At 60.5% G+C, this 25361-nt stretch carries 22 protein-coding genes and 1 pseudogene; 10 read left to right on the forward strand and 13 right to left on the reverse strand.

The genetic code is table 11. The features are described from left to right. Window positions 1-117 precede the first annotated feature (117 nt). The 6 genes from ACH2ED_RS03715 to ACH2ED_RS03740 all read right to left on the reverse strand — a co-directional run bounded on the left by ACH2ED_RS03715 (window position 118) and on the right by ACH2ED_RS03740 (window position 5453). Entirely contained in the window at window positions 118-1137 is a 1020-nt protein-coding gene (locus ACH2ED_RS03715) for a Gfo/Idh/MocA family protein (protein WP_395088865.1), read from the reverse strand. A 9-nt stretch (window positions 1138-1146) separates the two neighbouring features. Continuing rightward, window positions 1147-1914, reverse strand: a complete 768-nt coding sequence (locus ACH2ED_RS03720; protein ID WP_395088866.1) for a RecB family exonuclease — start codon at window positions 1912-1914, stop codon at window positions 1147-1149. Between the two features lie 90 nt (window positions 1915-2004). Then, window positions 2005-2670, reverse strand: a complete 666-nt coding sequence (locus ACH2ED_RS03725; protein ID WP_395088867.1) for a 7-carboxy-7-deazaguanine synthase QueE — start codon at window positions 2668-2670, stop codon at window positions 2005-2007. A gap of 9 nt (window positions 2671-2679) precedes the next feature. Next, window positions 2680-3480 carry a tryptophan synthase subunit alpha gene (trpA, locus tag ACH2ED_RS03730; protein ID WP_395088868.1) on the reverse strand — a complete coding sequence of 267 codons (801 nt, stop codon included), beginning with the start codon at window positions 3478-3480 and terminating at the stop codon, window positions 2680-2682. Beyond that, the gene (locus ACH2ED_RS03735; RefSeq protein WP_395088869.1) at window positions 3467-4009 is read right to left on the reverse strand and encodes a chloramphenicol phosphotransferase CPT family protein; all 543 of its coding nucleotides are present in this window, start codon (window positions 4007-4009) and stop codon (window positions 3467-3469) included. The genes trpA and ACH2ED_RS03735 overlap by 14 nt, the downstream gene beginning before the upstream one ends. Before the next feature lie 7 nt (window positions 4010-4016). Next, a complete protein-coding gene (locus ACH2ED_RS03740; protein ID WP_395088870.1) occupies window positions 4017-5453 on the reverse strand; it encodes an alpha/beta hydrolase family protein in 1437 nt (478 codons plus the stop codon). A gap of 81 nt (window positions 5454-5534) precedes the next feature. Here ACH2ED_RS03740 and ACH2ED_RS03745 point away from each other — a divergent pair, with 81 nt between their 5' ends. The 4 genes from ACH2ED_RS03745 (at window position 5535) to ACH2ED_RS03760 (ending at window position 10798) form a co-directional block, all read left to right on the forward strand. Further along, window positions 5535-6800 carry a hypothetical protein gene (locus ACH2ED_RS03745; protein WP_395088871.1) on the forward strand — a complete coding sequence of 422 codons (1266 nt, stop codon included), beginning with the start codon at window positions 5535-5537 and terminating at the stop codon, window positions 6798-6800. Window positions 6801-6807: 7 nt separating this feature from the next. Further along, on the forward strand, window positions 6808-8001 hold the full coding sequence (locus ACH2ED_RS03750) for a phosphoglycerate kinase (RefSeq protein ID WP_395088872.1): 1194 nt from the start codon (window positions 6808-6810) through the stop codon (window positions 7999-8001). A 141-nt stretch (window positions 8002-8142) separates the two neighbouring features. Next, the gene (locus ACH2ED_RS03755; RefSeq protein ID WP_395088873.1) at window positions 8143-9582 is read left to right on the forward strand and encodes a hypothetical protein; all 1440 of its coding nucleotides are present in this window, start codon (window positions 8143-8145) and stop codon (window positions 9580-9582) included. 61 nt (window positions 9583-9643) lie between these two features. After that, the gene (locus tag ACH2ED_RS03760; RefSeq protein ID WP_395088874.1) at window positions 9644-10798 is read left to right on the forward strand and encodes a GuaB3 family IMP dehydrogenase-related protein; all 1155 of its coding nucleotides are present in this window, start codon (window positions 9644-9646) and stop codon (window positions 10796-10798) included. Between the two features lie 7 nt (window positions 10799-10805). On the opposite strand, the gene ACH2ED_RS03765 is transcribed toward ACH2ED_RS03760, so the two are convergent. Next, on the reverse strand, window positions 10806-11405 hold the full coding sequence (locus ACH2ED_RS03765) for a class I SAM-dependent methyltransferase (protein ID WP_395088875.1): 600 nt from the start codon (window positions 11403-11405) through the stop codon (window positions 10806-10808). A 9-nt stretch (window positions 11406-11414) separates the two neighbouring features. Continuing rightward, window positions 11415-11957, reverse strand: a complete 543-nt coding sequence (locus ACH2ED_RS03770; RefSeq protein ID WP_395088876.1) for a GNAT family N-acetyltransferase — start codon at window positions 11955-11957, stop codon at window positions 11415-11417. Here ACH2ED_RS03770 and ACH2ED_RS03775 point away from each other — a divergent pair. From ACH2ED_RS03775 to ACH2ED_RS03785, 3 genes are read left to right on the forward strand one after another with little or no spacing between them, the layout of a single operon-like run. Further along, a complete protein-coding gene (locus ACH2ED_RS03775; protein WP_395088877.1) occupies window positions 11956-12207 on the forward strand; it encodes a hypothetical protein in 252 nt (83 codons plus the stop codon). The two genes, ACH2ED_RS03770 and ACH2ED_RS03775, sit on opposite strands and share 2 nt — an antisense overlap. A 2-nt stretch (window positions 12208-12209) precedes the next feature. Continuing rightward, complete coding sequence (locus tag ACH2ED_RS03780; protein ID WP_395088878.1) at window positions 12210-13340, forward strand: discoidin domain-containing protein; 1131 nt, start codon at window positions 12210-12212, stop codon at window positions 13338-13340. A 38-nt stretch (window positions 13341-13378) separates the two neighbouring features. Further along, the gene (locus tag ACH2ED_RS03785; protein WP_395088879.1) at window positions 13379-13915 is read left to right on the forward strand and encodes a hypothetical protein; all 537 of its coding nucleotides are present in this window, start codon (window positions 13379-13381) and stop codon (window positions 13913-13915) included. Window positions 13916-13939: 24 nt separating this feature from the next. Here the strand turns inward: ACH2ED_RS03785 and ACH2ED_RS03790 are convergent, their stop codons facing one another. Genes ACH2ED_RS03790 through ACH2ED_RS03805 form a run of 4 tightly spaced genes read right to left on the reverse strand, consistent with a single transcriptional unit; the run spans window position 13940 to window position 21280 of the window. Further along, window positions 13940-15343 (reverse strand): DUF1501 domain-containing protein, encoded by a 1404-nt coding sequence (locus ACH2ED_RS03790; protein ID WP_395088880.1) that lies wholly within the window; start codon window positions 15341-15343, stop codon window positions 13940-13942. Further along, on the reverse strand, window positions 15333-18287 hold the full coding sequence (locus ACH2ED_RS03795; RefSeq protein WP_395088881.1) for a DUF1553 domain-containing protein: 2955 nt from the start codon (window positions 18285-18287) through the stop codon (window positions 15333-15335). The genes ACH2ED_RS03790 and ACH2ED_RS03795 overlap by 11 nt, the downstream gene beginning before the upstream one ends. Before the next feature lie 57 nt (window positions 18288-18344). Next, entirely contained in the window at window positions 18345-19907 is a 1563-nt protein-coding gene (locus tag ACH2ED_RS03800) for a sulfatase-like hydrolase/transferase (RefSeq protein ID WP_395088898.1), read from the reverse strand. An 8-nt stretch (window positions 19908-19915) separates the two neighbouring features. Continuing rightward, complete coding sequence (locus ACH2ED_RS03805; RefSeq protein WP_395088882.1) at window positions 19916-21280, reverse strand: class I SAM-dependent methyltransferase; 1365 nt, start codon at window positions 21278-21280, stop codon at window positions 19916-19918. A 471-nt stretch (window positions 21281-21751) separates the two neighbouring features. Between ACH2ED_RS03805 and ACH2ED_RS03810 the strand changes: the two genes are divergently transcribed. Then, window positions 21752-22258, forward strand: coding sequence for an isochorismatase family protein (locus ACH2ED_RS03810; protein WP_395088883.1), 507 nt, complete (start codon window positions 21752-21754; stop codon window positions 22256-22258). A 94-nt stretch (window positions 22259-22352) separates the two neighbouring features. Here the strand turns inward: ACH2ED_RS03810 and ACH2ED_RS03815 are convergent. Next, window positions 22353-22472, reverse strand: a pseudogene (locus ACH2ED_RS03815) (short-chain dehydrogenase); the annotation flags it as partial. 167 nt (window positions 22473-22639) lie between these two features. Here ACH2ED_RS03815 and ACH2ED_RS03820 point away from each other — a divergent pair. Next, on the forward strand, window positions 22640-23173 hold the full coding sequence (locus ACH2ED_RS03820; RefSeq protein WP_395088884.1) for a (2Fe-2S)-binding protein: 534 nt from the start codon (window positions 22640-22642) through the stop codon (window positions 23171-23173). Further along, entirely contained in the window at window positions 23173-25359 is a 2187-nt protein-coding gene (locus ACH2ED_RS03825) for a molybdopterin cofactor-binding domain-containing protein (protein ID WP_395088885.1), read from the forward strand. Before ACH2ED_RS03820 ends, ACH2ED_RS03825 begins: the two co-directional genes overlap by 1 nt. The last annotated feature ends 2 nt before the right edge of the window (window positions 25360-25361 follow it).

Here is a 25361-nt window from a genome sequence, read left to right on the forward strand (position 1 = left end):
CTACTCGATCCAGGCATGCGTGGCATCGTTATGGTTGCTGACCAGCCCGTTCTTACCTGTGTAGAGATAGCCGCTCACTGTTTCCGTGACGTTTCCGCTGTCCACTTGAGTGGGCGTCTACGCGTACTTCGCCGAGACGGCACGGCCTTTTTGGGCGCTCTGCACGGCCAGATCGAGGATATGCACCGGGCGCCGTGCCCACTGTGGGGTGATAATCAGCTCCGCAGTGCCCTCCAGTGTCGCCGCGATATTGTTGTAGAACTTCTGGCCCTCGCTGGGGACATTTTTCCCCTCGCGGATCACTAGCTCACTGCCTTCGTGCTTGCGGATGATAAACCGATCGAAGTGCATGATGTAGGTGCCCGTCGTTCCAGTGATCTCCAAAACACCTCGCTCATTTTTCGGGTGACTATCCAGGTGCGAGACATTGAGCGAGAGCCAGCGGCCACCCTCGAAACGCGCCACGAGCTGCGCTTCGTCCTCATTGACATCCTCGCCGTAGGGAAGCTGATCCTGCCAAAAGCCAGTCTTGGCGTAGCCGCTCACTTCAATAAGTGCCGAGGGCTGAAGAATCTGAAGGGCGTATTCTAACAGATGCACGCCCCAGTCGTAGAGAATGCCGCCGGAGATGCTGCGCTGCGTGCGCCACCACTCGCCTGGTTTGCCCCAGCCGCCGATGTGCGCCTCGATCTTGTAAACCTCCCCAATCTCGCCGCTGTGAATAATTTCGAGGGCTTTGAGAATATGCCCATCCCAGTGCCGGTTGTGGTAGGTCGAGAGGAGAACGCCCTGCTTCTCGGACTCCGCGATCAGCCGGTCGCACTGCGCCGTGGTCACGGTCATGGGTTTCTCGATCACCACGGCGCGCCCCGCCTTGAGGCACTGGAGCGCGAGCGGGGTGTGGGTCGCATGGGGCGTAATCACCGTCACTAAATCCACATCGGTCTTGCTGAGCAGCGCCGCCGCCCGGGTGTAGGTCTTGATACCGGGGAAATCCTGTCGCGCCGCCTTGAGCCGCTCTTTGTCCAGGTCGCACACGGCGGTCGGGATCATCCCCGCCCGCTCCATCTCACGTAGGTGGTGACGGCCCATGTTGAACGCCGCCCCATAGCCGATCACCGCAACTTTCTTTGCCATACGCGTATTTTACCCGTGTTGCCGCCAGTAGCGCTCGCAGTGGGGACGATAGTCGCAGTCGGGGCAGTGGTCATTGAGCACGGGTAGCACGGAGTCCCAGTCTTTGTTTTTGAGAGTTTCCGCCGTCTCCAAGCAATCCGCGAGGAGCCACTCGCGCTCGTCCTCGGTCTGCTCGTGCGAGGCTTGCGAGCCGGTGCGCAGGGCGATAATCGTGGCGAAGACCCGGCGATCTTGGTGATGGTGCTTGAGGAGTGCCTGGTAGATACTCATGGCCAGCGCCCTAGCGACATGCTCCGGCTCGACCACGTCCCGGCCACTCTTGTAGTCCACGATCTCCAGGGCACCATCGTGGTGTTCGTCCACACGGTCCACGCGCCCGGAGAGCACGATCTCCGGTGAGAGCGGGGCATTGAGTGTTTTTTCGGCGTAGAGCAGCGTGGGAATCTCGGTGACGGGCATTTCCACGGCGCGTTGGTGATACGCCTCTAAGATCTTCACCGCCTCGGCTTTGTAGGCCTGCTCCTGCTGTGCGTCTTTATAGCCCTGCGTCTGCCACTTGGCCGCCAGAGTCTCGGTGAGCGTCTCGACAGTCACGCTCTCTGCGCCGCCTTGCGCATGGAACTGCTCCAGCACGTTGTGCAGCGATGCCCCAAACGAGAAACCCGCGCGTGGCTTACGGTAAAACCGCCCGAGCTTCTCGATGTACTCCAGCTTGTACTTGGCCGGGCACTGGTAAAACGTGCGCAGCTTGGTCGGGCTCACCGTGAACTTACGCATCTTCCCACCCCCTAACCCCCGCCGCGCGGGGGGAATATAAGGAAAATTCTGCTTTTTCCCCCCGCCGGGCGGGGGTTAGGGGGCAGGCCATTAAGGAATCTCCAGCAATTTATGTGTCTGTAGGCTCAGCCGGAAGCGCTGCGGGTGCGCCTGCACGGCGGCGATGCAGAGCGGGGTCGCGGCGGGATTGAGGGCGTTGGGCTGGAGGTAGATTATGCCGGGAAAGAGTGAGTTCTTAGCGCGGAGAATATCAGCGTCGTCGTCCACAACATACTTGAACTCGGTGGCGTGCGAAAAATACCAGGGCTTGATGTGGCCGCCCTCGGTCTCTTTGGGCGAGACAGTGACATGATCCAACCGCCACTCGGGGCGCGGGTGCATGCCGTTGGTCTCGACTTGTAAGAAAAATCCCGCCGCGTGCAGCGCGTCGCAGAGGGGCTGAAGATCGAAGAGGGTCGGCTCGCCGCCGGTGAGGCAGACCCACTGGCAGCCGAAGCTTGCTACTTCGGTGATAATCTCCTCGATGCTCAGTGCACGCTTCACCCGAAAATCCGTGTCGCAGAACGAGCAGGCCAGCGAGCAGCCCGCCAGCCGTACAAACACGGTCGCTTGCCCGACCCGCCCGCCCTCGCCCTGGAGGGAGTAGAAGATCTCAACGAGGGGGATCTTGCCCGTTTTCCAAACCGTGACGGCGTCTTTGGTGGCGGCGTGCGGGTCGGGGGTCTGGCCCTGGTAGGTGGGAAGCGGGAAACTCACGGAGTTAGTTTATCGCGTGGCGGCTTTAAGCGCGGCAATATAGTCTTTGACGAGTGTCAGCGCGTCGGGGTTGTCGCGGTTCGTATCCAGAAGCTGGACAAGCGAGCTGCCCACCACAGCACCATCGGCGAAGGCGCAGATCGCGGCTACTTGTTCAGGGGTCTTGATGCCAAAGCCCACACAGACGGGTGTGCTTGCCGCGTGCTCCCGAATGGCGGCCACCAGACCCGGAAGCTCGCTCGGAACCACTTCCTTAGTGCCCGTGATGCCCGTCATGGAGACGCAGTACACAAACCCCGCTGCGAGCTTTCCAACGGCTGCCATGCGCTCCGGGGTAGATGTCGGGGCGAGCAGGAAAATTGTCGCCAGCCCCGCCGCATCGGCAATCGGCTTCCAGGTGTCGGCTTCCTCGGGGATGACATCGGTGATAATCGCGCCATCGGCTCCAGCGGCCACGGCGTCTTGAGCGAATTTCTCCAGGCCGTACTGGAGAACCGGGTTGTAGGCTCCCATCAAGACAATTGGCACCGTAACGCCCCGCGCCCGCGCCTCGTGGACGGCATCCAGCACCTTGGGCGGTGTCATTCCGCCTTGCAGTGCCCGAAAGCTTGCGGCCTGGATGGTCGGCCCATCGGCAAGGGGATCCGAGAACGGGACACCGATCTCGATCACATCGGCTCCGGCCTCCGCCAGTGCGCAGACCACCTCGGCAGTGCCCCCCGGGTACGGGTCGCCCGCCGTAACAAAAGCGACGAGAGCGCCCTCGCCGCGTGATTTCAGCTCCGCAAAACGTGCATCAAGACGGTTCATAGTTGGGTTTTAGGATACCACGAGCGTCCAGTCTCACGAGTGCGGCGAGAATGGCCTCCACGCAGTCTGTAAGATCTGTCTGCGACGTGTCCACTTCAATGTCGTAGGGGGCGTGGGTGTGGACGCGCTCAAACTGGCGCTTGGCGGTGCCGGGCGTGCGGTCGCCGCGTGCCTTTTCGCGCTCTTCCAGAACATCGAGGGCGCAGTGGACTCCGACAAACAGGACGCGGTAGGGGCGCAGGAGCCGGGCGCACTCTAAAAGCGCGTCATTGTCATCAGCGACGGTATCCACGATAAGAAAATTCCCACGCTCTGCCAGGGCGGCGATGCAGCTCAAAAAGCCGTAGTAGAGCCGGTAGCGCACCTCGAAGGGATAGTCCCTCTCCGGGAGCTTTGACCAGAAGTCGTCCTCCGCGAGATAGACATAGGGCGTCTCCAGTCGCGACTGGAGCGCCTTTGCCAGCGTGCTCTTGCCCGAGCTCGATGCCCCATTGAGAAGAATAATCTGAATTTCGTCTCTCTCGTGCATAAAAAGACTACTTTGTCCGCGCGACGATCCACTCGCTGATTAACTTGAGAGCTTCGGGCGAAAAGGTCTCTTCAAGTTGACCATACTCGCTTGGGCCGCCGGTTTTGGCGTGCTGGAAAAGATGGTTCAGACCGGGAAGCGAGATGGCCGTGACCTCTTTATTGCCCGCGTCTTTGAGCAGCTTCTCGATCACGGGAAGGTTTTGCGTGACGAGCACCTGGGTGTCCTTTTCGCCATTGAGTGCCAGCACCGGACAGGTCACTCTGGCAATATTGGGAGCGGGGTCGTAGCGGAGAAAATAACGCATCCAGGGATTGGTGAGCTGCTGGAGCTGGGCAACCGCTGAGGCAGGAAGCGCTTTAGAGTCGGCGAGGCCTAGGGCTTTTGCCATTGCATCGAGGGCTTTTTGTGGGTTGGGTTCGGTCTTGGCAATGGGTAAAAGCTTCGCCTGATTGGCACGTGCCTGGGCAGCGACGGCTTCTCCCATGCCTGCTGCTTTGATCACGGCGGCACCCTGCTCGATGAGAACCTGGTCACCGGGGACACCCGGACCGGCGAGCATCACGATAAAGGCGATTCCGTTTTCTGCCTTAGCCGCGACCATTGGGGCAATCAAGCCGCCCTCGCTATGGCCGATCAGCCCGATTTTTTTGGCGTTCACTTCGGGGCGGGTCTTGAGAAAGGCAACTGTGGCCTCGATATCCGTGGCGAAGCTGGCACTGGTCGCCTTGGTGATGTCGCCCGTGGACTTGCCCACCATGCGATCATCGCAGCGCAGGCTCGCGATCCCTTGCCGCGCCAGATCATCCGCGATCACGGCGAAGGGCTTGTGCTGAAAGAGGGTCTCGTCGCGGTCTTGTTGCCCGGAGCCCGTGATAAAGACCGCGCAAGGGAACGGCCCGTTGCCCGTGGGAATATTGAGTGTCCCCGCGAGAGTCACTCCCACTTCGGTGGGGTTGGGGAAGCTGACCTCGGTGGTTTTGTAGGGAAACGGCGCTTTGGGAGTTTGTGGGCGGCGGAGTGTACTGACCTGCGCCACTTTCTTCAGGCTCATCTCCAACGAGGCTCCCCCTTGCTCAAAAGCCCCCGTGAGGCTCGTTCCGTCGGTGGATCGCTTGCCCGTGAAGCGCCACGGTGGGGTCGCCGAGGTCACCGTCACGTTTGCCCCCGTTGCCAGCGCACTTGCGAGCTTGAGGCCCCGTGCACTCTGATCCGGACTGTCCCAGGTGCCCGCGCCCTTGCCATCGAAGTGAAAGGCCATACGAAGTTTGAGGGTGTTGGGGAGCGTGATCGCGCCCTCGTAGATCCCGGTCAGAGGAACCCCGGCAGCGGGCTTGACTTTCGGTGTCGGCTTCGGCTGAGGCTTGGTTTTGGCCTTAGGCTTCTGTGCCAGCGCCGCAGGGAGACACGCGGCGGCGAGACTGAGAATCAAAATGCGTTTCATAGGAAGATTGTACCGCCCTGATAGGTCGCCCCGGTTCATGGGGGCGATAGCGAACGGGGGCGATACGGTAAAATAGGACAAATGCGTCTTTTTATTGCAGCTCTGCTGAGTGTTGCCACGGCGGCGCTCGCAAGTGCTCCCAAAAGCCTAGATGTGGCGACGGAGTATCTCACAGCCACGATGGACGATCCCATTGCGCGGCTGCAAAAGCGGCTGGCGAGCGGCGATGTCAAGCTGCGCTACGAGCCGCAGGGGGGCTATCTTAAGTCGCTGTTGCGGGAGCTGAATATTCTCAGCACGTCCCAGATGCTTGTTTTCTCCAAGACCAGCCTGCAGTTTGATCTTATCGCGCCGCAGACACCCCGTGCGCTGTACTTCAACGAGAGCTGCTGGGTGGGATTTGTGCAGGGCGGGCGTGTGCTGGAGCTGATGGCGCAGGATCCGGTCTACGGCGCGGTTTTCTACACGCTGGCACAGAACCCAAACCAGCTCAAATTCACCCGTCAGACCTACGAGTGCCTTCAGTGCCACCAGTCGCCGCTGACCCAGGGAGTGCCTGGGCACGTGATGCGCTCGCTGTATGTCCGCGCCGATGGTCGCCCGGATCTATCGGCGGGCTCGAAAGTTACCACGGATGAGAGCCCGTTTGAGGAGCGCTGGGGCGGTTGGTATGTTACGGGGACACACGGCAAGCAGCGGCACCTGGGCAATGAGATCGCACGGGGCGGTGACGGGGAGGCGCGGCTGGATACCGAGGCGGGGGCCAATATCACCGATCTGCACGCCAAGTTCGACACAACGGCGTACCTCACGCCAAACTCTGACATTGTCGCCCTGCTGGTTGCCGAGCACCAGGGGCACCTGCAAAATCTGATGACTCGCGCCAGCTATCTGGTACGAGACTCCCTGAGTGACGAAGAACAGCTCAATGCCGCGCTCAAAGAGACCGGTCGCCGCGAGAGCACGACCCGCCGAATCCACTCCGCCTGCGAGCCGCTGGTGAAGGGCCTGTTCTACTCCGGCGAAGCGCCGCTCAAAGCTAAAGTCACCGGCACGACCCCGTTTGCACGGCAGTTCCCGCTGCAAGGCCCTCTGGACAGCAACGGACGCTCTCTGCGCGATCTGGACCTGAAAACCCGCCTCGCCCGCTACCCACTGAGCTGGACCATCTACTCGCCCTCGTTCGATGCGCTCCCCAAAGAGGCACGAGACTATGTCGCACGGCGGCTGGGTGAGGTTCTCTCTGGCAAGGACACCACACCCGAGTTTGCCCATCTGACGGCAGACGACCGGAAGAATATTCGCGAGATTCTGGCGGCCACGAAACCAGGGCTGACGATACAATAGGGGCGCTATGAAGAAGAAGACAATTGCGGATGTGGATGTGGCGGGCAAGCGGGTGTTGGTTCGTGTGGACTTCAATGTGCCTCAGGACGACTCCGGGGCCATTACCGATGACCGACGGATCGAGGCGGCGCTCCCGACCCTCAAGGCACTTTTAGACGCGGGCGCGGCGCTGACCGTGATGAGCCACCTGGGGCGGCCCAAGGGCAAGATTAGTGGAAAATATAGTTTAAAGCCCGTGGCGGAGCGGCTGGCACAGCTCACGAGAATCACAGTGAATTTGGCGACGGCATCGGAGAGCGATCCTCTGGGCATTGGCACGGTGTCGCCTGTCGCCGGGCAGATTGCGCTGCTGGAGAACACGCGCTTCACCGATGCTGAGGAAGCCAATGATCCCGCACTGAGCCAGAAACTCGCCGCGCTCGCCGATGTCTATGTCAACGACGCTTTTGGAGCGGCGCACCGGGCGCATGCTTCCACGGAGGGGGTCGCGACGGTCTGCAAGGCGCAGGGCAAGCCGTGTGTCAGTGGCCTTCTCATGCAAAAAGAGCTGGACTATCTGGGCGGCGCCGTCATCAATCCCGCGCGGCCTTTTGTGGCGATTCTGGGCGGTAAGAAAGTCGCGGATAAGATTCCGGTGATCGAGAACCTGCTTCCCCAGGTAGACACGCTGATTATCGGCGGCGGCATGGGCTACACGTTTGTGAAGGCGGCGGGCTTCGAGATCGGGAAGTCGCTTCTGGACGCCGACTCGCTGGAGTTCTGCAATACACTCCTTGGCAACGCAAAAATCGCGCTCCCCACCGACTGCGTGGTGGTCTCGGAGTTCTCCAACGATGCCGAGCGCACGACCGTGAGTGTCGAGGCGATCCCCGCCGATCAAGAGGGCCTGGACATTGGCCCGGAGTCGGCAGTGAAATTTGCGGTAATTATCGCGAGCGCCAAGACCGTCGTCTGGAACGGCCCGATGGGAGTCTTTGAGTTCCCCAACTTCGCGGCGGGCACAAAGGCCGTCGCCGAGGCAATGGCAGCGGCAACGGCAAACGGTGCCACGACCATCGTGGGCGGCGGCGACTCCGCAGCGGCGGTGGAACTCCTGGGCTTTGCCGACCAGATGAGCCATATCTCCACCGGCGGCGGCGCGAGCCTGGAGTTTTTAGAGGGCAAGAAGCTCCCCGGCGTCGAGGCACTCGACGACAAATAGAGCAGGAGGAACGAAAAAAGCAAGATAAAAAGCAAAATAAGGAGGCTTGTCCTCCTTATTTTTGTAAATACAGTTATAATCCAACCAACTAAACGTCGGAGGTGTAAAGCAATGTCTTCGGTAAAATCAGTGCTGGCTGTAATGGTGCGGCCGCGTTCTCTGGTGGGTTTGGTGCTGCTGTTTCTCGTTGCGCTTGGCTGTGGTGGCGGCGGCTCCAGTAGGGTGAAGCTTGTCTCTGAGGTGGTATGGACTCTCCCAGAAGCAGTTTGGAACGAGATTCCTGCGGGAGATCGCCAGGATATGCTCAAACGGGGGATTCAGTTTGAGAACCCAACCCGAACCCTGCGCTTCCCTCAGACTCGGTTCCACACCCTCCTGCGTGTCGGTGAGCGGCTCTATCCTGTCCCCGCAAATGGGGAGATTGACCTGCCGGAGATTCCGGCAGGTGTCACGGAAGCATCAGTGATCAGCTCCCCCAGCAACCCCACGCCCTTGCACACTTTCCCTATCGCGCAGCTTGTTGCGGGGGTGACCATAGTAGTCCCGATCAACTACCACGGACCCTTGGGGATGAATAGTCCCGACGACACGGTTCCCGGAGGGCGGCACCTCCACTCGCGCGATGAAGACAATGGCACTACCACCTGTCCGCCAGGAACTAAGTCGCCCTGCTGCGAGGATCAAAACGGAGCTCTGGGGGATGGAAGGCGCTACAACAACGGCTGGAAGCGCTACAGGAACTTTATTGGCAGTACGTGTTTTCAGTGGGTGCTGGCGGGCTGCTGTGCCAACGAGGGTGCGGAGATCATTCCCGCTCTTTTTGGTTCCTATATTAGCTGCTACGACAACCACAAATCACGTAACTGCCAGGATCTAAAAGACGATGACTTTGCCGTTAGCGCCACGGAAATTGTCGTGCAGTGCGGTCAGCAAGCGCGGCTCACGGTGACCAATGGCACCTGTAGCAATGAGTCTATTGTGCTGACACTGAGCAATTTTGTCGGGCAGGTGAAGGGAGACGAGGACTACGGGCCGGGCTCCCAGCTCATTCGCCACTACGACAGTGCGACGCCTCGGGTGAACCACCTGCGCGACCGTGAGTTTTTCTACATCGCGCCTGTAGCACTGCCTGAGGGAGTTACGGAGCTAAAGACATCGTTTATGTGTGTTACGGCAGGGCAGGTGCGGGTTGTGGATGTCACCGTGCGTTGCGTGCCCCAGCCCACTCCAACCCCGGCCCCGACTCCCACTCCGCAGCCCAACCGCGCCCCTCGCCTCCTGCGCTTCACCAATACCTTCCTGCCTGATCTCCACTCCAATGCCTTCAAGACGGAGGCAGAAGACCCGGAGGGCGACACACTAACCTACACCTGGAGCTGGTCTGGCCCGGCGACATCCTGTGGGCGCGACTCTGGAGCCGGTGCCGACGGAACGCGTTCGCGGGTTTACAACCACGATGGTTGCTCGGGAACACAAGAGGCAACGACTAAAGTGAAGGTGGTGGTGCGTGATAGCAAGGGAGCAGAGGCAACCTACGAGCATCTCCTGCGAAACGAAGGGAGTTTTGATCTGAACTTTTAGAGGCTCTCCTCTCCCTGGATGGTGTGATAGGATAGTCCTAATTATTGGGGAGGCGATTGTTTTGGAGATAGTTCTGGGCGGGCGTCGGAAAGCGCGACGGGCATACGGGTTTGACGAGGTGGCACTGGCTCCGGGGCCGCTGGTGATTGATGCGCGGGACGTGGACGTTTCCTGGGAGCTGGCGGGCCGACGGATCGAGATTCCTATCCTGGCATCCGCGCTCGACGGAGCAGTGAACCCGCGCCTGGCCGCCGAGTTCAGCAAACAGGGCGGCCTCGCAGTGCTCAACCTCGATGGTATCCAGACACGCTACGACAACGCCGAGGAAATTCTTCAGAGCATCGCCGACCATGAGGGTGAGGGCGTCATTGCCTATATCCAGAGCCTCTACAACGCCGCACCCGTGCGGGCAGACCTGATCACCAAGCGGATTTCGGAGATCAAGGCTGCCGGGGGAATCGCCGCTGTGGCTGCCGCGCCGCACTCCGCGCAGAAAGCCGCCGAGGCCGCGATCCCTGCGGGTGCTGACTTTTTCTTTATTCAGAGTACCGTGGGCAGCGTGAGCTTTGAGTCCTCCGTCGTGCCGGAGTTCCCGGTCGCGGAGTTCTGCAAGAGCTGCCCCATTCCGGTGATTGTTGGTAACACGGTGGGCTACCAGGCCACGCTGGAGCTGATGGAAGCCGGAGCCGCTGCGGTCTTAGTTGGCGTTGGGCCGGGCCATATCTGCACGAGCCGAAAAGTCCTGGGAATCGGCGTGCCGCAGATCACCGCGACGGCGGACTGCGCCGCCGCCCGCGACGACTACTTCGCACAAACGGGCCGCTACGTCCCGATCATCACCGATGGAGGCATCCGTAACGGCGGGGATATCGCCAAGGCGATTGCTGCGGGTGCCGATGCCGTGATGCTAGGGTCCACCATCGCTGCCGCTGCGGAAGCGCCTGCACCGGGCTATTCCTGGGGCATGGCCGCCATGAGTCCCGACCTGCCGCGCGGCACGCGCATCAAGGTAGGAGTCTCCGGGACGCTGAAAGATATTTTGCACGGCCCTGCGCACAAAGACGATGGCACGATGAACCTGGTGGGGGCGCTCAAGCTCTCCATGGGCTCGCTGGGGGCGCACAATATCAAAGAGATGCAGCACGTCGAGATGTTCGTCGCCCCAAGCCTCGCTACGGAGGGCAAGTCGCTCCAACGCGCCCAAGGCGTCGGTTAGGCCGCCCTCACGATTTCTGGACGATCAGGTAAAGATGCAGCTCGGGGTGCTGGTCGTATTCGAGATGGCGGCAGGTGCAACCGAAGCGGTCTATTAGGCGCAGCAGTTCGGGGATTCCGAGCGCGGCATGATACAGCGGCTGCCCATGACATGGATTGGCGACTTCGTCGGGCACGTCCACGCCGCCGCTGGTGAAGATCAGAACTCCGCCGGGGGCGAGCGCGGCACAGAGTTTTTCCAGAACCGCCGCGTGGTGCTCCAGTGGGACGTGCCAGATGCTGTCCCAGGCGGAGATAAAGTCGTAGGCGTGGGGAAACTGCCAGGTGCAGATGTCGGCGTGGTGAAAGACCGTGTTGGGGTGCTTTTGCCTTGCCAGCGCTAGCATCTCCACCGAAAAATCCAGCCCCTCCGTGTCGTAGCCGCGTTTCTGCAAGAGCGCGATAATCCGTCCACTGCTCCCACAGCCGACATCCAGCGCCCGCCCCGATGCCGGCGCAAAGCGCAAGGCCCGCTTGTGTTGCGCAATGCCATTCTCGTGATTAAACGACTCCTCGGCCCAGTGCGAGGCAATCTGGTCGTAGCTAGCGGCAGTCTGCGTCGTGGTCATTTTTGCCCCCTAACCCCCGCCCAGCGGGGGGACAATGCGGTAAAGCACGTGGCGCGTGAGGGGATGGCCGACGGGCAGAAGCGGGTGATCGAAGTCGTCGCTTTCGGAGTGGGTCATGCCGAGCTTTTCTATGACGTTGCGCGAGCGCTGGTTGTCAACGGCGGTCATGGCGACGACTTCGGGGAGCTTGAGAGTGTTGAAGGCAAAGATGAGGGCGGCTTTTGCGCCCTCGGTGGCGTAGCCGTGGCCCCAGTGCTCATACGCGAGCCGCCAGCCGATCTCGATACAGGGGGTAAAGTGCGCTGTAAAGCGCGGGGTGGAGAGGCCGATGAAGCCGATAAATGCCGCGACTTCGGGGACTTCTACCGCCCAGAGACCGAAGCCTTTCTCATCGAAGTGCGCCTCGATACGGCCCACCATGGCGTCGCTCTCGGCAGGGGTGAGGGTGCTGGGGAAGAACTCCATCACGCGCGGGTCGGCGTTGAGGGCGGCAAAGGGCACGGCATCGCTTGGAAGCCAGCGGCGCAGGAGTAGGCGGTTGGTTTTGATCATGGTACTTGCGATATTTTATCGCCCGTTTTGGCCGGACATTTTAGCCGCGACGGAGATCGTCGGGCTATGGGGCGGACAAGCCGCCGCGCTTCGCGACCAGACCAACGGCACGCACCCAAATACCGACGAGGCACGAGGAGGCGGCCAAAGGCCCCATAGCCGCACGATTTCCGTGCTGGCTTACCATCGTGTTGACAACATGGCACTGCTCTGCCAGGTGCTCTCCAAGCCAGGGGAGGATTTATGGTGACGATGATAGACCGTAATGTCGGGGAGCTGATGGCGCTCCTCAAAGAGCTGAAGCTCGATAAAAACACGCTCTTCTTGTTCAGCGGCGATAATGGTGGCAACGATTATTTTGTTACCAAAGACGCGCCGCGCGGGGTGCACAGCGCGAATAAAAACCCCAAAACGGGAGTGGAGTTTCGCGGCATTAAGGGCCAGCTCTACGAGGGCGGCCTGCGGATTCCCGCGTTGGCTTGGTGGCCCGGCAAGCTCGCGCGGGGCCGCACCAGTGAGCACCTCTGGTACTTTCCCGATGTGTTGCCCACGCTCGCCGCGCTCGCCGGTGCGACCGCTCCCAAAGACACCGATGGTGTCAGTTTTCTGCCGGAGCTATACGGAAAGCCACAAAAGCCACACGAGTTTCTCTACTGGGAGATTGCGGGAAAGACGGCGGTACGGCAGGGCGACTGGAAGGCGATACAGCCCGGCAAGAGCACTCCGTGGGAGCTCTACGACTTGGCGAGCGATGTGAGCGAGGCGCACAACTGCGCCGAGGATAAACCTGAGATTCTCGCCCGGCTCCGTGCGGTTGCGGCGCAAGCGCATACGCCCGCACGCGTTGGCACCTACAGCCGAACGGATCTGCACGCGCGAGACCGTGCCGCCAAGTTTGGCAATAAACCCGTCGAAAAGAACACGAACTGGCCCGTGCCAGGGCTGATCTCTAGTAAAGACTGGAAGCTGGTGCGGGTGAGTAGCGAGAATGTGGATAATCAGAAGTTTGGACGCAATGCCTTTGACAACGACCCGAGTACGCTCTGGCACACCCTGTTCACCGGTGGCACGGTTCCGCCACCCCATGAGCTGGTGATTGATCTGGGCCGCGAGATCACCATCCAGAGCTTTGTCTGTCTGGTGCGCCAGGACGCGAGCTGGAACGGGGCCATTAAAGACCTTGAGCTGTGTGTCAGCGACTCGCCGGAGCGCTTCGGCCCTCCCGTGGTGAAGGCGACTCTGAAGAAGACCAAAGCGGCGCAGGAAGTCTCCTGCCCGCCGATGACTAAGGGCCGATATATCTTGCTACGAGCGCTCTCGGAGCTCAATGGTAATGCTTTCGCCTCGCTGGCGGAGCTGGGAATCAAGGCGGAGAGGGTATAGTGTTCCAACCTATAAAGTAAAAGAGTAACGACTCATTCATGAAGATTGCGATTGATCTCGAAGGCACCCTAGTTCCTGAGTACGGTGAGTTTCCCGCAGAGCGTACCCAAGGCCTTGCTAGGCTCTTGTTCTTGTTCTCCCTTCGTCGAGATGCTCGATTGCTTCTCCAAGATCTGGCACAGGCAGGGCACACGCTCACGCTCTACACCGAGCACCCGCTGCGCGTGTCTAAACTGCGGCTCTGGTGTTGGCTTCTCAGGCTCCCCATCCAAAACATTGTTACGCAGGAGAGGGCGCTGAAAGTGGCACACAAGCACCAGCTTCGCCAGCGAAAGCGCTTTGAGAAAGACTTGAAGGCACTGGGGTTGACGCATTTTGGGAAGGAGCCCCAGGCTGTCTGGCCGCCGTGTGTGGGCCAGGAGCTGCTTCTCGATGACGATCCCCGGCATATCGAGGCTGCGTGGCGCTCGGGTGTACGCGGCATCCTGGTTACCAACCGTGACGACGACTGGACCGCCGGTATCCGAGCGGCTTGCCTAGCGGGAGAGAGCGCCGAAGCTGTCGCGCTCGTATAAAACGCCAAAGCTAATGAGGAGGCGCTAGGCGATAATCCCCTTGGCGACACTCCCCGCTACATCGGTGAGGCGGTAGTTACGGCCCCCGTAGAAGTAGGTCAGCTTGGTGTGATCCATGCCCAGCAGGTGCAAGATCGTGGCGTGTAGATCGTGGACATGGCACTTGTCTTTTACGGCGTAGAAGCCGTAGTCGTCGGTCTCGCCGTAGCGGAAGCCCGTTTTCACGCCGCCGCCTGCTAGCACCATCGTGAAACCGTGCGGGTTGTGGTCGCGGCCATCGTCGCCCTGGGCAACGGGGGTGCGCCCGAACTCCCCCCCGATTACCACCAGCGTGTCTTTGAGTAGCCCGCGCGACTTCAGATCCTTTATCAAGCCCGCAATCGGCTTGTCCACCTCAGCGGCGTTGCTCGTGTGGTCTTTTCTTAGATCGCCGTGCTGATCCCACTTGTAGGAGTGCGTCACCTGCACAAATCGCACGCCTTTTTCGGAGAAGCGCCGCGCCAGTAGGCACTGGTGCCCGAAGTTGCGCGTCTTGGGATCATCGAGACCGTAGAGTTTCTTAGTGGCTTCCGACTCTCCCGCGATCTCTTGCAGCTCCGGCGCGGCGAGCTGCATCTTAAAGGCCAGCTCAAAGGAGTTGATCCGCCCTTCCATTGCGGGGTCGGGGCCGGAGTGCGCCAGGTGCTCCCGCCCGAGCTGCCCGAGCAATTCTAGCTCTAGCGTCTGCGCCTCGCTAGGCGTCTCGGTGTTCTGGATAAAGGGAATCTTGGCCTGGCCCGCATCAATGCTCGCATTGCCAATCGGGGTGCCTTGTGTCCAGGCGGGCAGGAACGCCGAGCTCCAGTTGCCGACACCACCGTGCGTGAGGGTTGGGCAGATGGTGAGAAAGCCCGGTAGATTTTGATTCTCCGTGCCGAGGCCGTAGGTGATCCAGGAGCCCATGCTCGGGCGTACGAACGTGTCGCTGCCGGTGTGCATCTCCAGAAGTGCCCCACCATGGCGCGAGTTCGACGCGTGCATGGAGTGAATAAAACACAGGTCGTCCACGCAGCCGCCAAGGTGCGGAAAGAGATTACTCACCTCGATACCACTCTGACCATAGCGCTTGAACTCCCAGGGGCTCTTCAGGAGATTCCCTGTGGGGCTGGAGACGATGCGCGGGATCGTGCCCGGAAACGGCTTGCCCGAGTCGCGGGTGAGCAATGGCTTTGGATCAAATGTGTCCACTTGGCTCGGCCCGCCGTGCAGGAACACAAAGATGACGCGCTTGGCCTTCGCGGGAAACGGCGGCGCTTTAGGCAGGAGCGGGTTGCGGCTGGTATCAGCCTTTGCTTCTTGATCCAGCAGGCTCAGCAGTGCGAGATTGCCAAAACCAATCGCGCTGCTCTTGAGAAGCGCACGGCGAGAAAATTCGTGATTAGTCCACATAGAGAAACTCATTGGCGGCGATAAGAGATTTGCACAGGCTCTGCCAGGCGCTCAGGCGCGGGTTGGGCGCTTTGGCATAGGCTGTCTCGAAACGGGTAAGAAAGTCGAAGGCGCGGAGAAGCTCGGCGGTTGTGGCCGGGCGTCCGTAACAAGTGGTGTAGAGCAGGCGCACCCGCTCGGCGTCGTCGAGGTCGGTCTGTTTCAGTAGCGCCTCCGACTGGGCTCTGGTGGCACTGAGCACAACAGAGCTATTGAGCATAAACAGCGCTTGCGGCGCAACCGTGGTGCTGGGCCGATCGCCGTTCATCACGGTCGGGTCGCCAAAGTCAAAGGCGGTGTAGACATCGTACAGAGCGCTGCGAACTACGGGCAGATAGACGGCGCGGCGGCGGCTGTCGTACTTCACGGGGTCTGCGTTGGCGGTACTGGTGACATACTGCCGGGGCTTGAAGGTTAAGAGTGTCCCCCCCATGGTCTTGTCGAGCGTCCCCGCGACGGCCAGAATGCTATCGCGGATCTCCTCCGCCTCCAGCCGGTGCCGGGGAAAGCGCCAGAGCAGGTGATTGTCCGGGTCGAGCGCGGCGGCTTTCGCATCAAACTTCCCGCTCATCAAGTACGTATTGGTGAGCATCAGCCGCCTATGGAGTTTTTTGAGGCTCCAGCCATCGTCGTTCACAAAGCTGACCGCGAGCCAGTCCAGCAGCTCCGGGTGGGTTGGTAAGTCCCCCAGCGCTCCGAAGTTATCCACCGAGCCGACCAGGCCACGCCCGAAGCGCCAGCGCCAGACACGATTCACAAAGACACGCGCCGTGAGCGGATTTTTCGCATCCGTGAGCCACTGCGCCAGCTCCAGTCGCCCGCTACTCGTCATCGGCAGTGCGGGCTGGTTCTCCCCCGAGATGGCGGTGGGGAAGCGACGGAAGCACTCCTCGCCCAGCGTCAAATAATTACCACGCAGATGGACTTTGAGATTCGTCGGTGTCCCCTCGCTCACGGACATCGCACGCGGCAGGTCGGGCTTAGACTTTTCCAGCGCCGTACGCTCATCATCGAGATGCTTCAGTTCGGCTTGAACGGGCGCGGAGAACAGGCGATCTGGCTTGTCGGGAAGCTCAAGCCGCGCTTCCAAGCCATTTTTGAGGCGATCCGCAAGCCCGGCAACTAGCTCGGGAATCAGCCCCGTCTCCGCCGCGACCGCCTCCAGGCTCTGCGTGAGCGGTGCATCGGGTCGGGCGATCAGTAGCAGCTTATCAAGGTGCGGGAAGTAGCTGTCACGCTCTAGCTTGAGCGTATTGGCCCCGGCTTTTAGCGGGAAAATTCCCTCCGCAAACCACTGCTGGTGCTGGGGATAGAACCCACCCGTGACTTTTCCGGCGGCGTTAGAGGCTACCAGAGTGCCATTCACATAGATCCGCACGGGCCTCGGGTCGCCCGAGGCGTAGCGCAGATCGAGCTGGTACGGCCCGGCAGTGGACACGGAAATCTCGTACTCGGTGTAGTTGGGGTACTTCTCGGCATTTACCAGAACGCCGATCTCTTTGCCAAAGCCGCCCTTGTCTTTATTGACATTACCACGGGTGAAATCCTCGGCCTCGCGCAAAAGTGCTCCGGCAGGCGTAGCCCCGTTGGGTGTGGAGATCGCGGCGCTCAGGGTCACCGTTGCTTTCTGCGTAGCCAGTAGCTGGCGAGCAGCTTTCTCGTAGGCGGCGGTCTGTGGGCGCACTTGATCTAAAAGAACCTTCTCGGCGGCATCGCGCTTTTTCTTGGCATCGTCGCGCCGGGTCTTGATCTGCGCCTCGATCGCGGCAAGCTTTTCCTGGTCCTCTTTGGGAGCGAGCGGGCGCTCATTCCAGTCGGCCATGTTCTTAAAATTAAGCATGGTCTTCGTGGACTTGAAGATCCCGGCGAGCGCGTAGTAGTCACGGGCGGGGATCGGGTCGAACTTATGGTCATGGCAGCGTGCGCAGCCGACGGTCAGGCCGATAAATGTCTTGCTGAGCGTGTCCACTTGCTCGTCAATAATATCGAGCTCCTGCTTTACGGGATCGTCCTCGGCGAGCATCTTAGGGCCAAGGGCGAGATAGCCCGTGGCGATAATGCCCTCATCGCCTGCGCCGGGCATTAAGTCGCCTGCGAGCTGTTCCTGAAAGAAGCGATTGATGGGCTTGTCCGCATTGATCGCATTGATCACATAGTCACGGTAGCGCCAGGCGTTGGCATAGACAAGGTTTTCGTCCACGCCGTTGGAGTCGGCGTAGCGCGCGACATCGAGCCAGTGTCGCCCCCAGCGCTCGCCGTAGGTGGGTGATGCCAGCAATCTGTCCACCACGCGGGCAAACGCGCCGGGCTGCGTGTCGGCCAGAAACGCGTCTATTTCTTTTGGTGTCGGTGGCAGGCCCGTGAGGTCAAAGGTCGCACGACGGATCAGCGTGCGCCTATCGGCAGGCGGTGCAGGCTTGAGCCCCTGGGACTCTAGCTTTGCCAGCACAAGAGTATCGAGCGGGTTCTGTGCCCACCAGCGAGCTTTCACTAGGGGAAGAGTCGGCGCCACTTTTGGTGGCACAAACGCCCAGAATGCCCCTTTGGGCTTTGTCGGCGACTTTGCTGCGCTTGGCCAGGGCGCACCGGCGGCGGCCCAGCCCGTGAGTGCGGTGCGCTCCTCAGCGGGTAGCTTCCCCGATGGTGGCATCTTGATGCTTCCCGTGTAGGCAATCGTGGCGATGAGTTGTTTTGCCTGCGCCGCTGAGATCGCTTGATCCAGCCGTAGGTTGCCGAGCTGCTGCTTGGGTCCGTGGCAGGCAACGCAGCGCGCAATGAGCACCGGGCGCACTTTGGATTCAAATACTTGCGTACTGCTTTGACTCTGTCCAGGAGCGGGCACGGCCAGTGCCCCCAGAAGCAGAAGAGGGGTCGCGAGAAGGTAGCCTGCGGCGAGGAGTTTCATAGTGGTTGCCGTTATTATACTCTAGTTTGACCCATAGATTACGTCGTCCGTGGGCGCTCAAAGCTTCTCGGTGATGTCCTCAAACTTCAGAGGGTTTTGTAGTGTTGAGTAGTAGCTCTTATCTGGCAGGCGTGGGAAATTCTCGCCGTACACATGTGTGAGGATCAAGCGAAAAGTGTTGATGGGCGTGAGGTCGTCGGTGAGATACGGTGCGCCGCCGGGGACGAGTACTGCCTGGAAGTTAGAGAACGCCTCGTTTAAGTTCGTGTGCTCCCGGCTCTTCCAGTCGGTCTGCATGCGTGAGCCATGATCGCCCATCAGAACAATCACTGCGGGGCGTACACTGTTTTTCTGGAGCGCGTCCATAGCCTCCAGAACTTTCTGATTGATAGCGAGGAGCTGATTGCTGTAGCCCGTACGATAGGCTTTTTCGTTGCCTTGCCCAAAGTCGGTGGCATCCCCAAGAGAGAACTGTGCCTTGGCGGGATAGATAGCCTCACCGTTGCGGCCCAGCACAAACGGAGGATGCGGAGCGAGAACATGCACAAAGACAAACTTCGGGCCGGGAATGCGTGCGGCATCTGTAATATGTGAAAGGCTCGCCAGAAGCTGTGCGCGGTGCTTATCGTAGGCGGGGCGATCGTTGTAGAGTAGAAAAGCCAGGGGGGTGAGTGAGAGCAGAAGGCGCTCGTAGGGGCTTTTATCGGAGAGCACGGGGCCAGTGTCCGTAAGCCGTTGATCCGCATTTGTTAGCGTGGTTGGGGAAAAGCCGCTGGGCACATCAATAATCTGATAGCCACGTGCGCGTAGAAGCACAGCCAGTCGGTTGTTCTGAATCCAACCCGCGCCTTGCTCCACTCCCCCCGCACTCGGATTCGACGGCAGATACTCCAGGTTCAGCGTGGCGGCCACGGCCAGCACCGTCTGAATGTAGTTCGCACGGCTCTTGCGTAGCACCCGAAAGCCGCGCGTCTCCAGTGCCTGTAAAAACGGCGTGTTATCTAGTCCGTAGAGCGCCTGAAGCTGATCCTGACGGCCATAGGCATCCAGCACAATGCAGTAGAGATCCGGTGTTTTAATATCCGCTTTGGGTGGTGCCTTCGCTACAGGAGACAGAGTAGAAGCTTTGGTCACCGGGAACTCGATTGACGCAGCGGGCTTGAGAAGTGCGTAGAGCGCCATGCTCAGGTAGCTCAGGCCCACAGCCCAGATCGGTAGGTGTGCTTTTTTTGTGTCGTAGCGCCCCCACAGAACGGCACCGAGCACGCCGCTTAAAATGAGTAGCCAGCTCACTATCTTTCGTCCTTCCTGCGAGAAATCCAGAAGACCTGGAAAAATGAGGGCGACGATCATCCGCAAGGACATTTCCAGAGGAGGGGCCATCAGCGCAAAAGAAAAGAAGGCGAAGAGGCACACTGTGAGGGCAAGTGCGGCGCGGCCAGGCGTGCGGCGACTCAGGACAAAAAACACCCCAAAGAGTATCCCTGAGCCAGCCAGTACGAGTAGCAACGGCCTCAGAAGCTCCTGAGCTTGAATCTCTGCGCGGTTAATTGCGTAGAGTGAGATGAGGGGGGCCAGTGCAAAACACAGGGGGTGGAGGTGGGGAGCAAGACGCTTCATCACTTACCTTACTTACCTTTCAGCAGGTAGAGAGTGCGCTCCGTACCGGGCACGGGTGCGCGGCGCAGGCAGGTAAAGTGCGGCTCCAGCGCGGCCTCGAAGCCGTCTTGTGTATAGCTTGGGAAGATATCGGGGCGATGTGCCAGCAGGCGCTTGACTTGGGAGTCGGACTTGGGGACGAACTCGACGATCACATGGCGCCCCGCCTGCGCGAGAAAGGCTAGAATGCGTGGCAGCGGCGTGTTATTGGCCAGCGCAAGATGGTGCACCAGGGCGAGTGCCAGTACCACATCGGCGGGGCCACGGTCCAGCAGCGACTCCCGCTCGGTCTCGGCCCAGCCACAGCGCGGGCTGGGGTTCATCAGATCCAGGGTGAGCGGCAGTAAGTTGCGCTCATCGCGCTGAACAACCTCGCGCCAGCCGAGCTCCACCGCGGCGAGGTCGAAGTCCCAGGCAACGGTAAACGCCCCGCGCTGGCTCGCAAGTCGGCTGAAGCGCCCGGTGTTGGCCCCCAGATCCCAGGCAAGCGTGGGCCGTGGCGTGATCGCATCCAGTAGCTCGCCCACCAGGCGCTCTTTGGCTAAAAGCGCCGCGTCGGTGTAGTTCGTGGCCTCATAGTAGTCCGCCCAGACCGTTCCGCCTGGCTCCCAGCGTAGAGAGTCAATCGTGCTGTCTAGGCTATCTAAGAGCCCGAGGAGGCCGTTTTGGGAGACCGTTACCGTCCGTGGCTTTGCCGAGTCGCCCTCGCCGCCCGCCTGCTGGGCTTTTGCGTGAAGATGCAGGTGCATGGCCAGTCCGGGCGAGAGGCGTGTGGTGCGCGGCAGTAACCCGCTAGCCAGATCGAGCGGGATGCCGTCGAGGTAGGAACCCAAAAGCTTTCCGAGGCGTACATCGCAGCGGCTCATCAGGGCGAGAGGCGCGAGGAAGTGCTGACAGAACTGACGGTATGCCGCCCAGGGCTCGCCCTCGTGGTAGGGCGTGAACGAGAGCGTATCGAAGAGTACCGGCTGTGCGCCACGAAAGGCGATATTAAACGCGCTGGCATCTTTGAGAGTCAAGTTGTACGCCAGTGCACTGCGCTGGAGGGCAAGTGTGGCTTTTGCCGCCGCCTTGAGCTGCCCGAAGCACCACTCATAGGGGTGGGCGATAAACGGCAAGCGCTCCGGCTGGAGCACACATCCCCCCTCTTCGGTTGGCCCTCGGTCAATGTGCGCCACCAGCAGGCCCGCCTCCACAAGCGCATCGTAGAGCCCTGAGCTGACGAGCCGCTCCAAGCCTGCCTTCCCCGAGGGGGTTACATAGCGGTAGAGAGTCCCCGCCTCATTGTAGACAAAGCCATCGGGGTCACGGAATGAGGCGGGATGGGGACTCACTTGCTACGATGGGCTCGTGCGACCTGAAGAAATCGCTGGAAGGTTGTTTTGAGTGCAAAGATCAATCCCAGTGCCCCTGCAAGAGTCATTTGGATAAGTTGACTGCCTGCTCCTGGGTCTAGATACGCGTAAGATGCTTTTGCACTAGAGTCAATGGCTGCTATAACAGCGAAAACAACGATATAAACACGGTTCATTTTTAAACTCCTGGTCAGTCTGCTAAAACATCTGTTTTGCAAGATAGTTCCCGATTTTCTGTGATTAGATGAAGATATAGTAATATTAATTTTCTTTAATTTTCTGATGTTTGTCTACGTCTTCAAACTTCCTCTTACTATGATGACACTTCAATATGAAATAATCCTTAAAACAAAAAACTTATTTCTCATCTTACGCAGCGCGGAGTTGATAAACGGAGTTTGACCCAGTAAAAAAATTGCAAACTATAGTTTGTTCCTGTAAAATTGCGACATGAAAACTGCACTTGGAGTTATTGACGTTCAGAACAGCCTGCTCGACGAGGGCCCGTGGCAGCCGGAACTGCTTCTGGAGCGTGTCGAGGGGCTGATCCAAAAAGCCCGCACGGCAGGCGTGCCGATTGTGTTCGTAACGGATCGCAGAGTCGGGCCAGACGGGGCGATTCACCCCAGCCTCTCAGTAGCCCCAGGTGATCTGCGGGTGGAGAAGAGCGAGCTCAATTCGTTTGAGGGCACACCGCTCGACGAAATGCTCCGAGCGCAGGGCGTCGAGCGCTTGGTCGTGGTGGGTTTACAGACTGACTACTGCATCAACGCGACCTGCCGAGGAGGAGCAGCACTCGGTTACGAGGTGGTGCTTGCCAGCGATGCTCACTCGACCAACGATGAGCCGGACAAGCCCGCCACGCAAATCATCGCGGAGCACAATGCTGCTCTGAGCGACCTGAAAACGGAAACAGGCTCCGTTTGTACCGAGTTCTGCGAGCAGATCGCCTTCTGAAAACTCCGACAATGCTATGTCCCGACTCGTCCTTCGCCACGAATAACCAGCGGCACGGCTCCGCCCTCGGCGCGGAATAGGTCGGGGTCGTGCCATCGTCGCGCAGTGCGGGGACGAGTGCGCCGGGCAGGACGGACTCCACAGCGTTGGGGGCGTTGGGGCCACCTAGATCCGTGCGAAGCCAGCCCGGATCGAGCAGGTTGATCAGAATTCCGTCTGGCTCTGATCTGAGAGCTCCGCCGCGACCTGGCGCACATCCACGACGGGCAAGTGGTTCAGCGCCCATTTCCCACGTATATCTGCTTGTTGCATGGGAATTATTTTCTCACGTCGCTTTGCTCTTTGCTACACTTCTTGTTGCGCGGGTATACTTTTCCCACAATGGTTTACAAACTCACGGTCAATGGGCGACCCGCCACAGTGGACGCCCCCGCAGACATGCCCCTGCTCTGGGCACTGCGCGATGTACTGCATCTCTTTGGCACCAAGTACGGCTGCGGCATCGGGAGCTGTGGGGCGTGCACGGTGCACGTCAATGGCGAGCCGGTCCGCTCCTGCCAGACCACGATTGCCGAGGCAGCGGGCAAAAAAGTGACGACGATTGAGGGGCTCTCTCCCGATGGCAAGCACCCGCTGCAAGTCGCGTGGCAGGAAGTGGACGTGCCGCAGTGCGGCTACTGCCAGTCCGGGCAGATTCTCTCCGCGGCGGCGCTCCTCAAGAAGACCCCCCGCCCCACGGATGCCCAGATTGACGAGGCGCTGAGTGGGAACTTGTGCCGCTGTGGCACCTATGTCGCGATCCGTAAAGCCGTCCATAAAGCCGCGGGCATGACACCGCTGCCGGTGATTAAGTCTGCCTCCCCCCGGCGCTCCGCGCCCCCCCCCTCCGGCTCCGCGAAGGGGGGTAAGAAGTGATGATGAACCGACGTGATTTTTTCAAAGCCACAGCCCTTGTTGGGGGTGGGTTCGCCCTAGCCCTCTACGCTGGCACTGAGTCTGAAACGTCCGTGCAGGCACAGCCGCCGCGCCCCGCGGGTCTGGAGCCGAGTGCTTTTATTCGGATCGCCTCCAATGGCATTGTGACGCTGATCTCCCGTGCGCCGGAGATTGGGCAGGGGATGAAGACGACCCTCCCCATGCTCATCGCCGAGGAGCTGGATGTGGACTGGCACAATGTCCGGGTCGAGCAGGCCGGGGCGGACTCACGCTACGGCGGGCAGATCACCGGTGGCAGCGGGGGCACACCCAGTGGCTGGGAGCCCGTTCGTCGTGTTGGGGCCGCCGCCCGCCAGATGCTGATCGCTGCCGCCGCCAAAGAGTGGGGAGTCGCCGAAACCGACTGCCGCACCGAGTCCGGGCAGGTGTTTCACAGCGCGACAAACCGCAAGCTGGACTATGGAGCACTCGCCGAGAAGGCGCTCGCCATGACCCCGCCCGACCCCAGCAAGCTGGTGATGAAAGACCCGGCAACCTACAAGATCATCGGCAAGCCCACCAGGGGCGTCGATGTTCCTGCGATTGTCACCGGCAAGCCGCTCTTCGGCATGGATGTCCACTTTCCCAGCATGCTCTACGCCGCGTTCCATAAAACCCCGGTGCTCGGTGGCAAAGTGGTGAAAGCTAACACGGAGGCAGTCGCCAAGCTCCCTGGTGTCAAGAAGGCTTTTGTAGTCGAGGGCATGCCTTCGGTCGGGCTGGAGTCTGGCGTCGTGATTGTCGCCGAGACCTGGTGGCACGCGCAGTCGGCGCGCACGAAGCTGGAAGTGACCTGGGACGAAGGCAAGTGGGCGAGCTACGACAGCAAGGAGCAGGCACAAAAAGCCAGCACTCTGCTCGGGCAGGCACCGGCAAAGACTCTTGGGAAGGTGGGCGACCCCGAGGCGGAGCTAACAAAGGCCGCCAAAGTTATCGAGGCCCGCTACGAGTACCCGATTATCGCTCACGCCCCGCTGGAGCCCCAGAACTGCACGGCGCTCTTTAAAGACGGCAAGCTAGAGCTCTGGAGCACGAGCCAGATCCCCATGGGAGGCCGCAGTAGCTCGGCTCGGGCGCTAGGAATCCCCGAGAGCGCGGTTACCCTGAGCCTGCACCGCGCGGGTGGCGGCTTCGGGCGGCGGCTCTACAACGACATGGTGGTAGATGCCGCCTGGGTTGCCAAGGAGCTGCCCGGTGTCCCCATCAAGCTGCTGTGGAGCCGTGAGGATGACTTCGCCCACGACTTCTACCGCGCCGGTGGCTGGCACCACTTCAAGATCGGCCTTGATGCGAGCGGAAAGACAGTCGCGCTCCACGATCACTTTGTCGGCTACGGCGAGAACGAGCGCTTTGTGGACAGCGGCGGTGTCGGGCCGGGCGAGTTCCCCACCCGCACGATCCCGAACTACGCCCTGGGGCACTCCATGGTTCCGCTGGGCGTGCGCACCGGGGCGCTTCGTGCTCCGGGCAGCAATGTGCATGCCTTTGTCTTTCAGTGCCTCACCGACGAGCTGGCGCACGCCGCCGGCAAAGACCCGGTCGCGTTTCGCCTGGAGCAGCTCACGGCTCTCGAAGCCCTGCCCGGCAACCAGCGGGGAATGGATACCGAGCGCATGCGCAACGTGCTCAATCTCGTGGTCGAGCGCTCGGGCTGGGGCAAGAAGACGCTCCCCAAGGGCACAGGCATGGGAGTGGCGTTCTACTTCAGCCATCAAGGCTACTTCGCAGAGGTCGCTCAAGTCAAAGTCAACGCCAAGAAAGAGGTCAAGGTCGAGAAAGTGTGGGTAGTGGGAGATGTCGGCCACACGATTGTGAACCCCTTTGGCGCGGAGAGCCAGGTCTGCGGCTCGGTGATTGATGGCATGAGCCAGATGATGTCCCAGGAGATCACGCTGACCAAGGGCCGCGTGGTGCAGGAGAACTTCTCGGATCACGCAATGGTGCGCCTCAACCAAGCCCCGCGCGAGATTGATGTCCATTTCCATAAGTCCAACAACCGGCCCACGGGTCTGGGCGAGCCCGCACTCCCCCCGATCCTCCCCGCCATCGCCAACGCCATCTTCGCCGCCACCGGTGAGCGCGTGCGGACGCTTCCCATGAGCAAGTCGGGGTACTCGTGGGGGTAGCC

Source organism: Armatimonas sp. (assembly GCF_043757465.1).
In the GTDB taxonomy this organism is placed as follows: domain Bacteria; phylum Armatimonadota; class Armatimonadia; order Armatimonadales; family Armatimonadaceae; genus Armatimonas.

Excerpts from the sequence above, each read along its gene's own strand:
- ACH2ED_RS03715 (WP_395088865.1), bottom strand. The coding sequence starts at position 1,137 with ATGGCAAAGAAAGTTGCGGTGATCGGCTATGGGGCGGCGTTCAACATG.
- ACH2ED_RS03720 (WP_395088866.1), bottom strand. The coding sequence starts at position 1,914 with ATGCGTAAGTTCACGGTGAGCCCGACCAAGCTGCGCACGTTTTACCAG.
- trpA (WP_395088868.1), bottom strand. The coding sequence starts at position 3,480 with ATGAACCGTCTTGATGCACGTTTTGCGGAGCTGAAATCACGCGGCGAG.
- ACH2ED_RS03735 (WP_395088869.1), bottom strand. The coding sequence starts at position 4,009 with ATGCACGAGAGAGACGAAATTCAGATTATTCTTCTCAATGGGGCATCG.
- ACH2ED_RS03740 (WP_395088870.1), bottom strand. The coding sequence starts at position 5,453 with ATGAAACGCATTTTGATTCTCAGTCTCGCCGCCGCGTGTCTCCCTGCG.
- ACH2ED_RS03745 (WP_395088871.1), top strand. The coding sequence starts at position 5,535 with ATGCGTCTTTTTATTGCAGCTCTGCTGAGTGTTGCCACGGCGGCGCTC.
- ACH2ED_RS03750 (WP_395088872.1), top strand. The coding sequence starts at position 6,808 with ATGAAGAAGAAGACAATTGCGGATGTGGATGTGGCGGGCAAGCGGGTG.
- ACH2ED_RS03755 (WP_395088873.1), top strand. The coding sequence starts at position 8,143 with ATGGTGCGGCCGCGTTCTCTGGTGGGTTTGGTGCTGCTGTTTCTCGTT.
- ACH2ED_RS03765 (WP_395088875.1), bottom strand. The coding sequence starts at position 11,405 with ATGACCACGACGCAGACTGCCGCTAGCTACGACCAGATTGCCTCGCAC.
- ACH2ED_RS03775 (WP_395088877.1), top strand. The coding sequence starts at position 11,956 with ATGGTACTTGCGATATTTTATCGCCCGTTTTGGCCGGACATTTTAGCC.
- ACH2ED_RS03770 (WP_395088876.1), bottom strand. The coding sequence starts at position 11,957 with ATGATCAAAACCAACCGCCTACTCCTGCGCCGCTGGCTTCCAAGCGAT.
- ACH2ED_RS03780 (WP_395088878.1), top strand. The coding sequence starts at position 12,210 with ATGATAGACCGTAATGTCGGGGAGCTGATGGCGCTCCTCAAAGAGCTG.
- ACH2ED_RS03785 (WP_395088879.1), top strand. The coding sequence starts at position 13,379 with ATGAAGATTGCGATTGATCTCGAAGGCACCCTAGTTCCTGAGTACGGT.
- ACH2ED_RS03790 (WP_395088880.1), bottom strand. The coding sequence starts at position 15,343 with ATGTGGACTAATCACGAATTTTCTCGCCGTGCGCTTCTCAAGAGCAGC.
- ACH2ED_RS03795 (WP_395088881.1), bottom strand. The coding sequence starts at position 18,287 with ATGAAACTCCTCGCCGCAGGCTACCTTCTCGCGACCCCTCTTCTGCTT.
- ACH2ED_RS03800 (WP_395088898.1), bottom strand. The coding sequence starts at position 19,907 with ATGAAGCGTCTTGCTCCCCACCTCCACCCCCTGTGTTTTGCACTGGCC.
- ACH2ED_RS03810 (WP_395088883.1), top strand. The coding sequence starts at position 21,752 with ATGAAAACTGCACTTGGAGTTATTGACGTTCAGAACAGCCTGCTCGAC.
- ACH2ED_RS03820 (WP_395088884.1), top strand. The coding sequence starts at position 22,640 with ATGGTTTACAAACTCACGGTCAATGGGCGACCCGCCACAGTGGACGCC.
- ACH2ED_RS03825 (WP_395088885.1), top strand. The coding sequence starts at position 23,173 with ATGATGAACCGACGTGATTTTTTCAAAGCCACAGCCCTTGTTGGGGGT.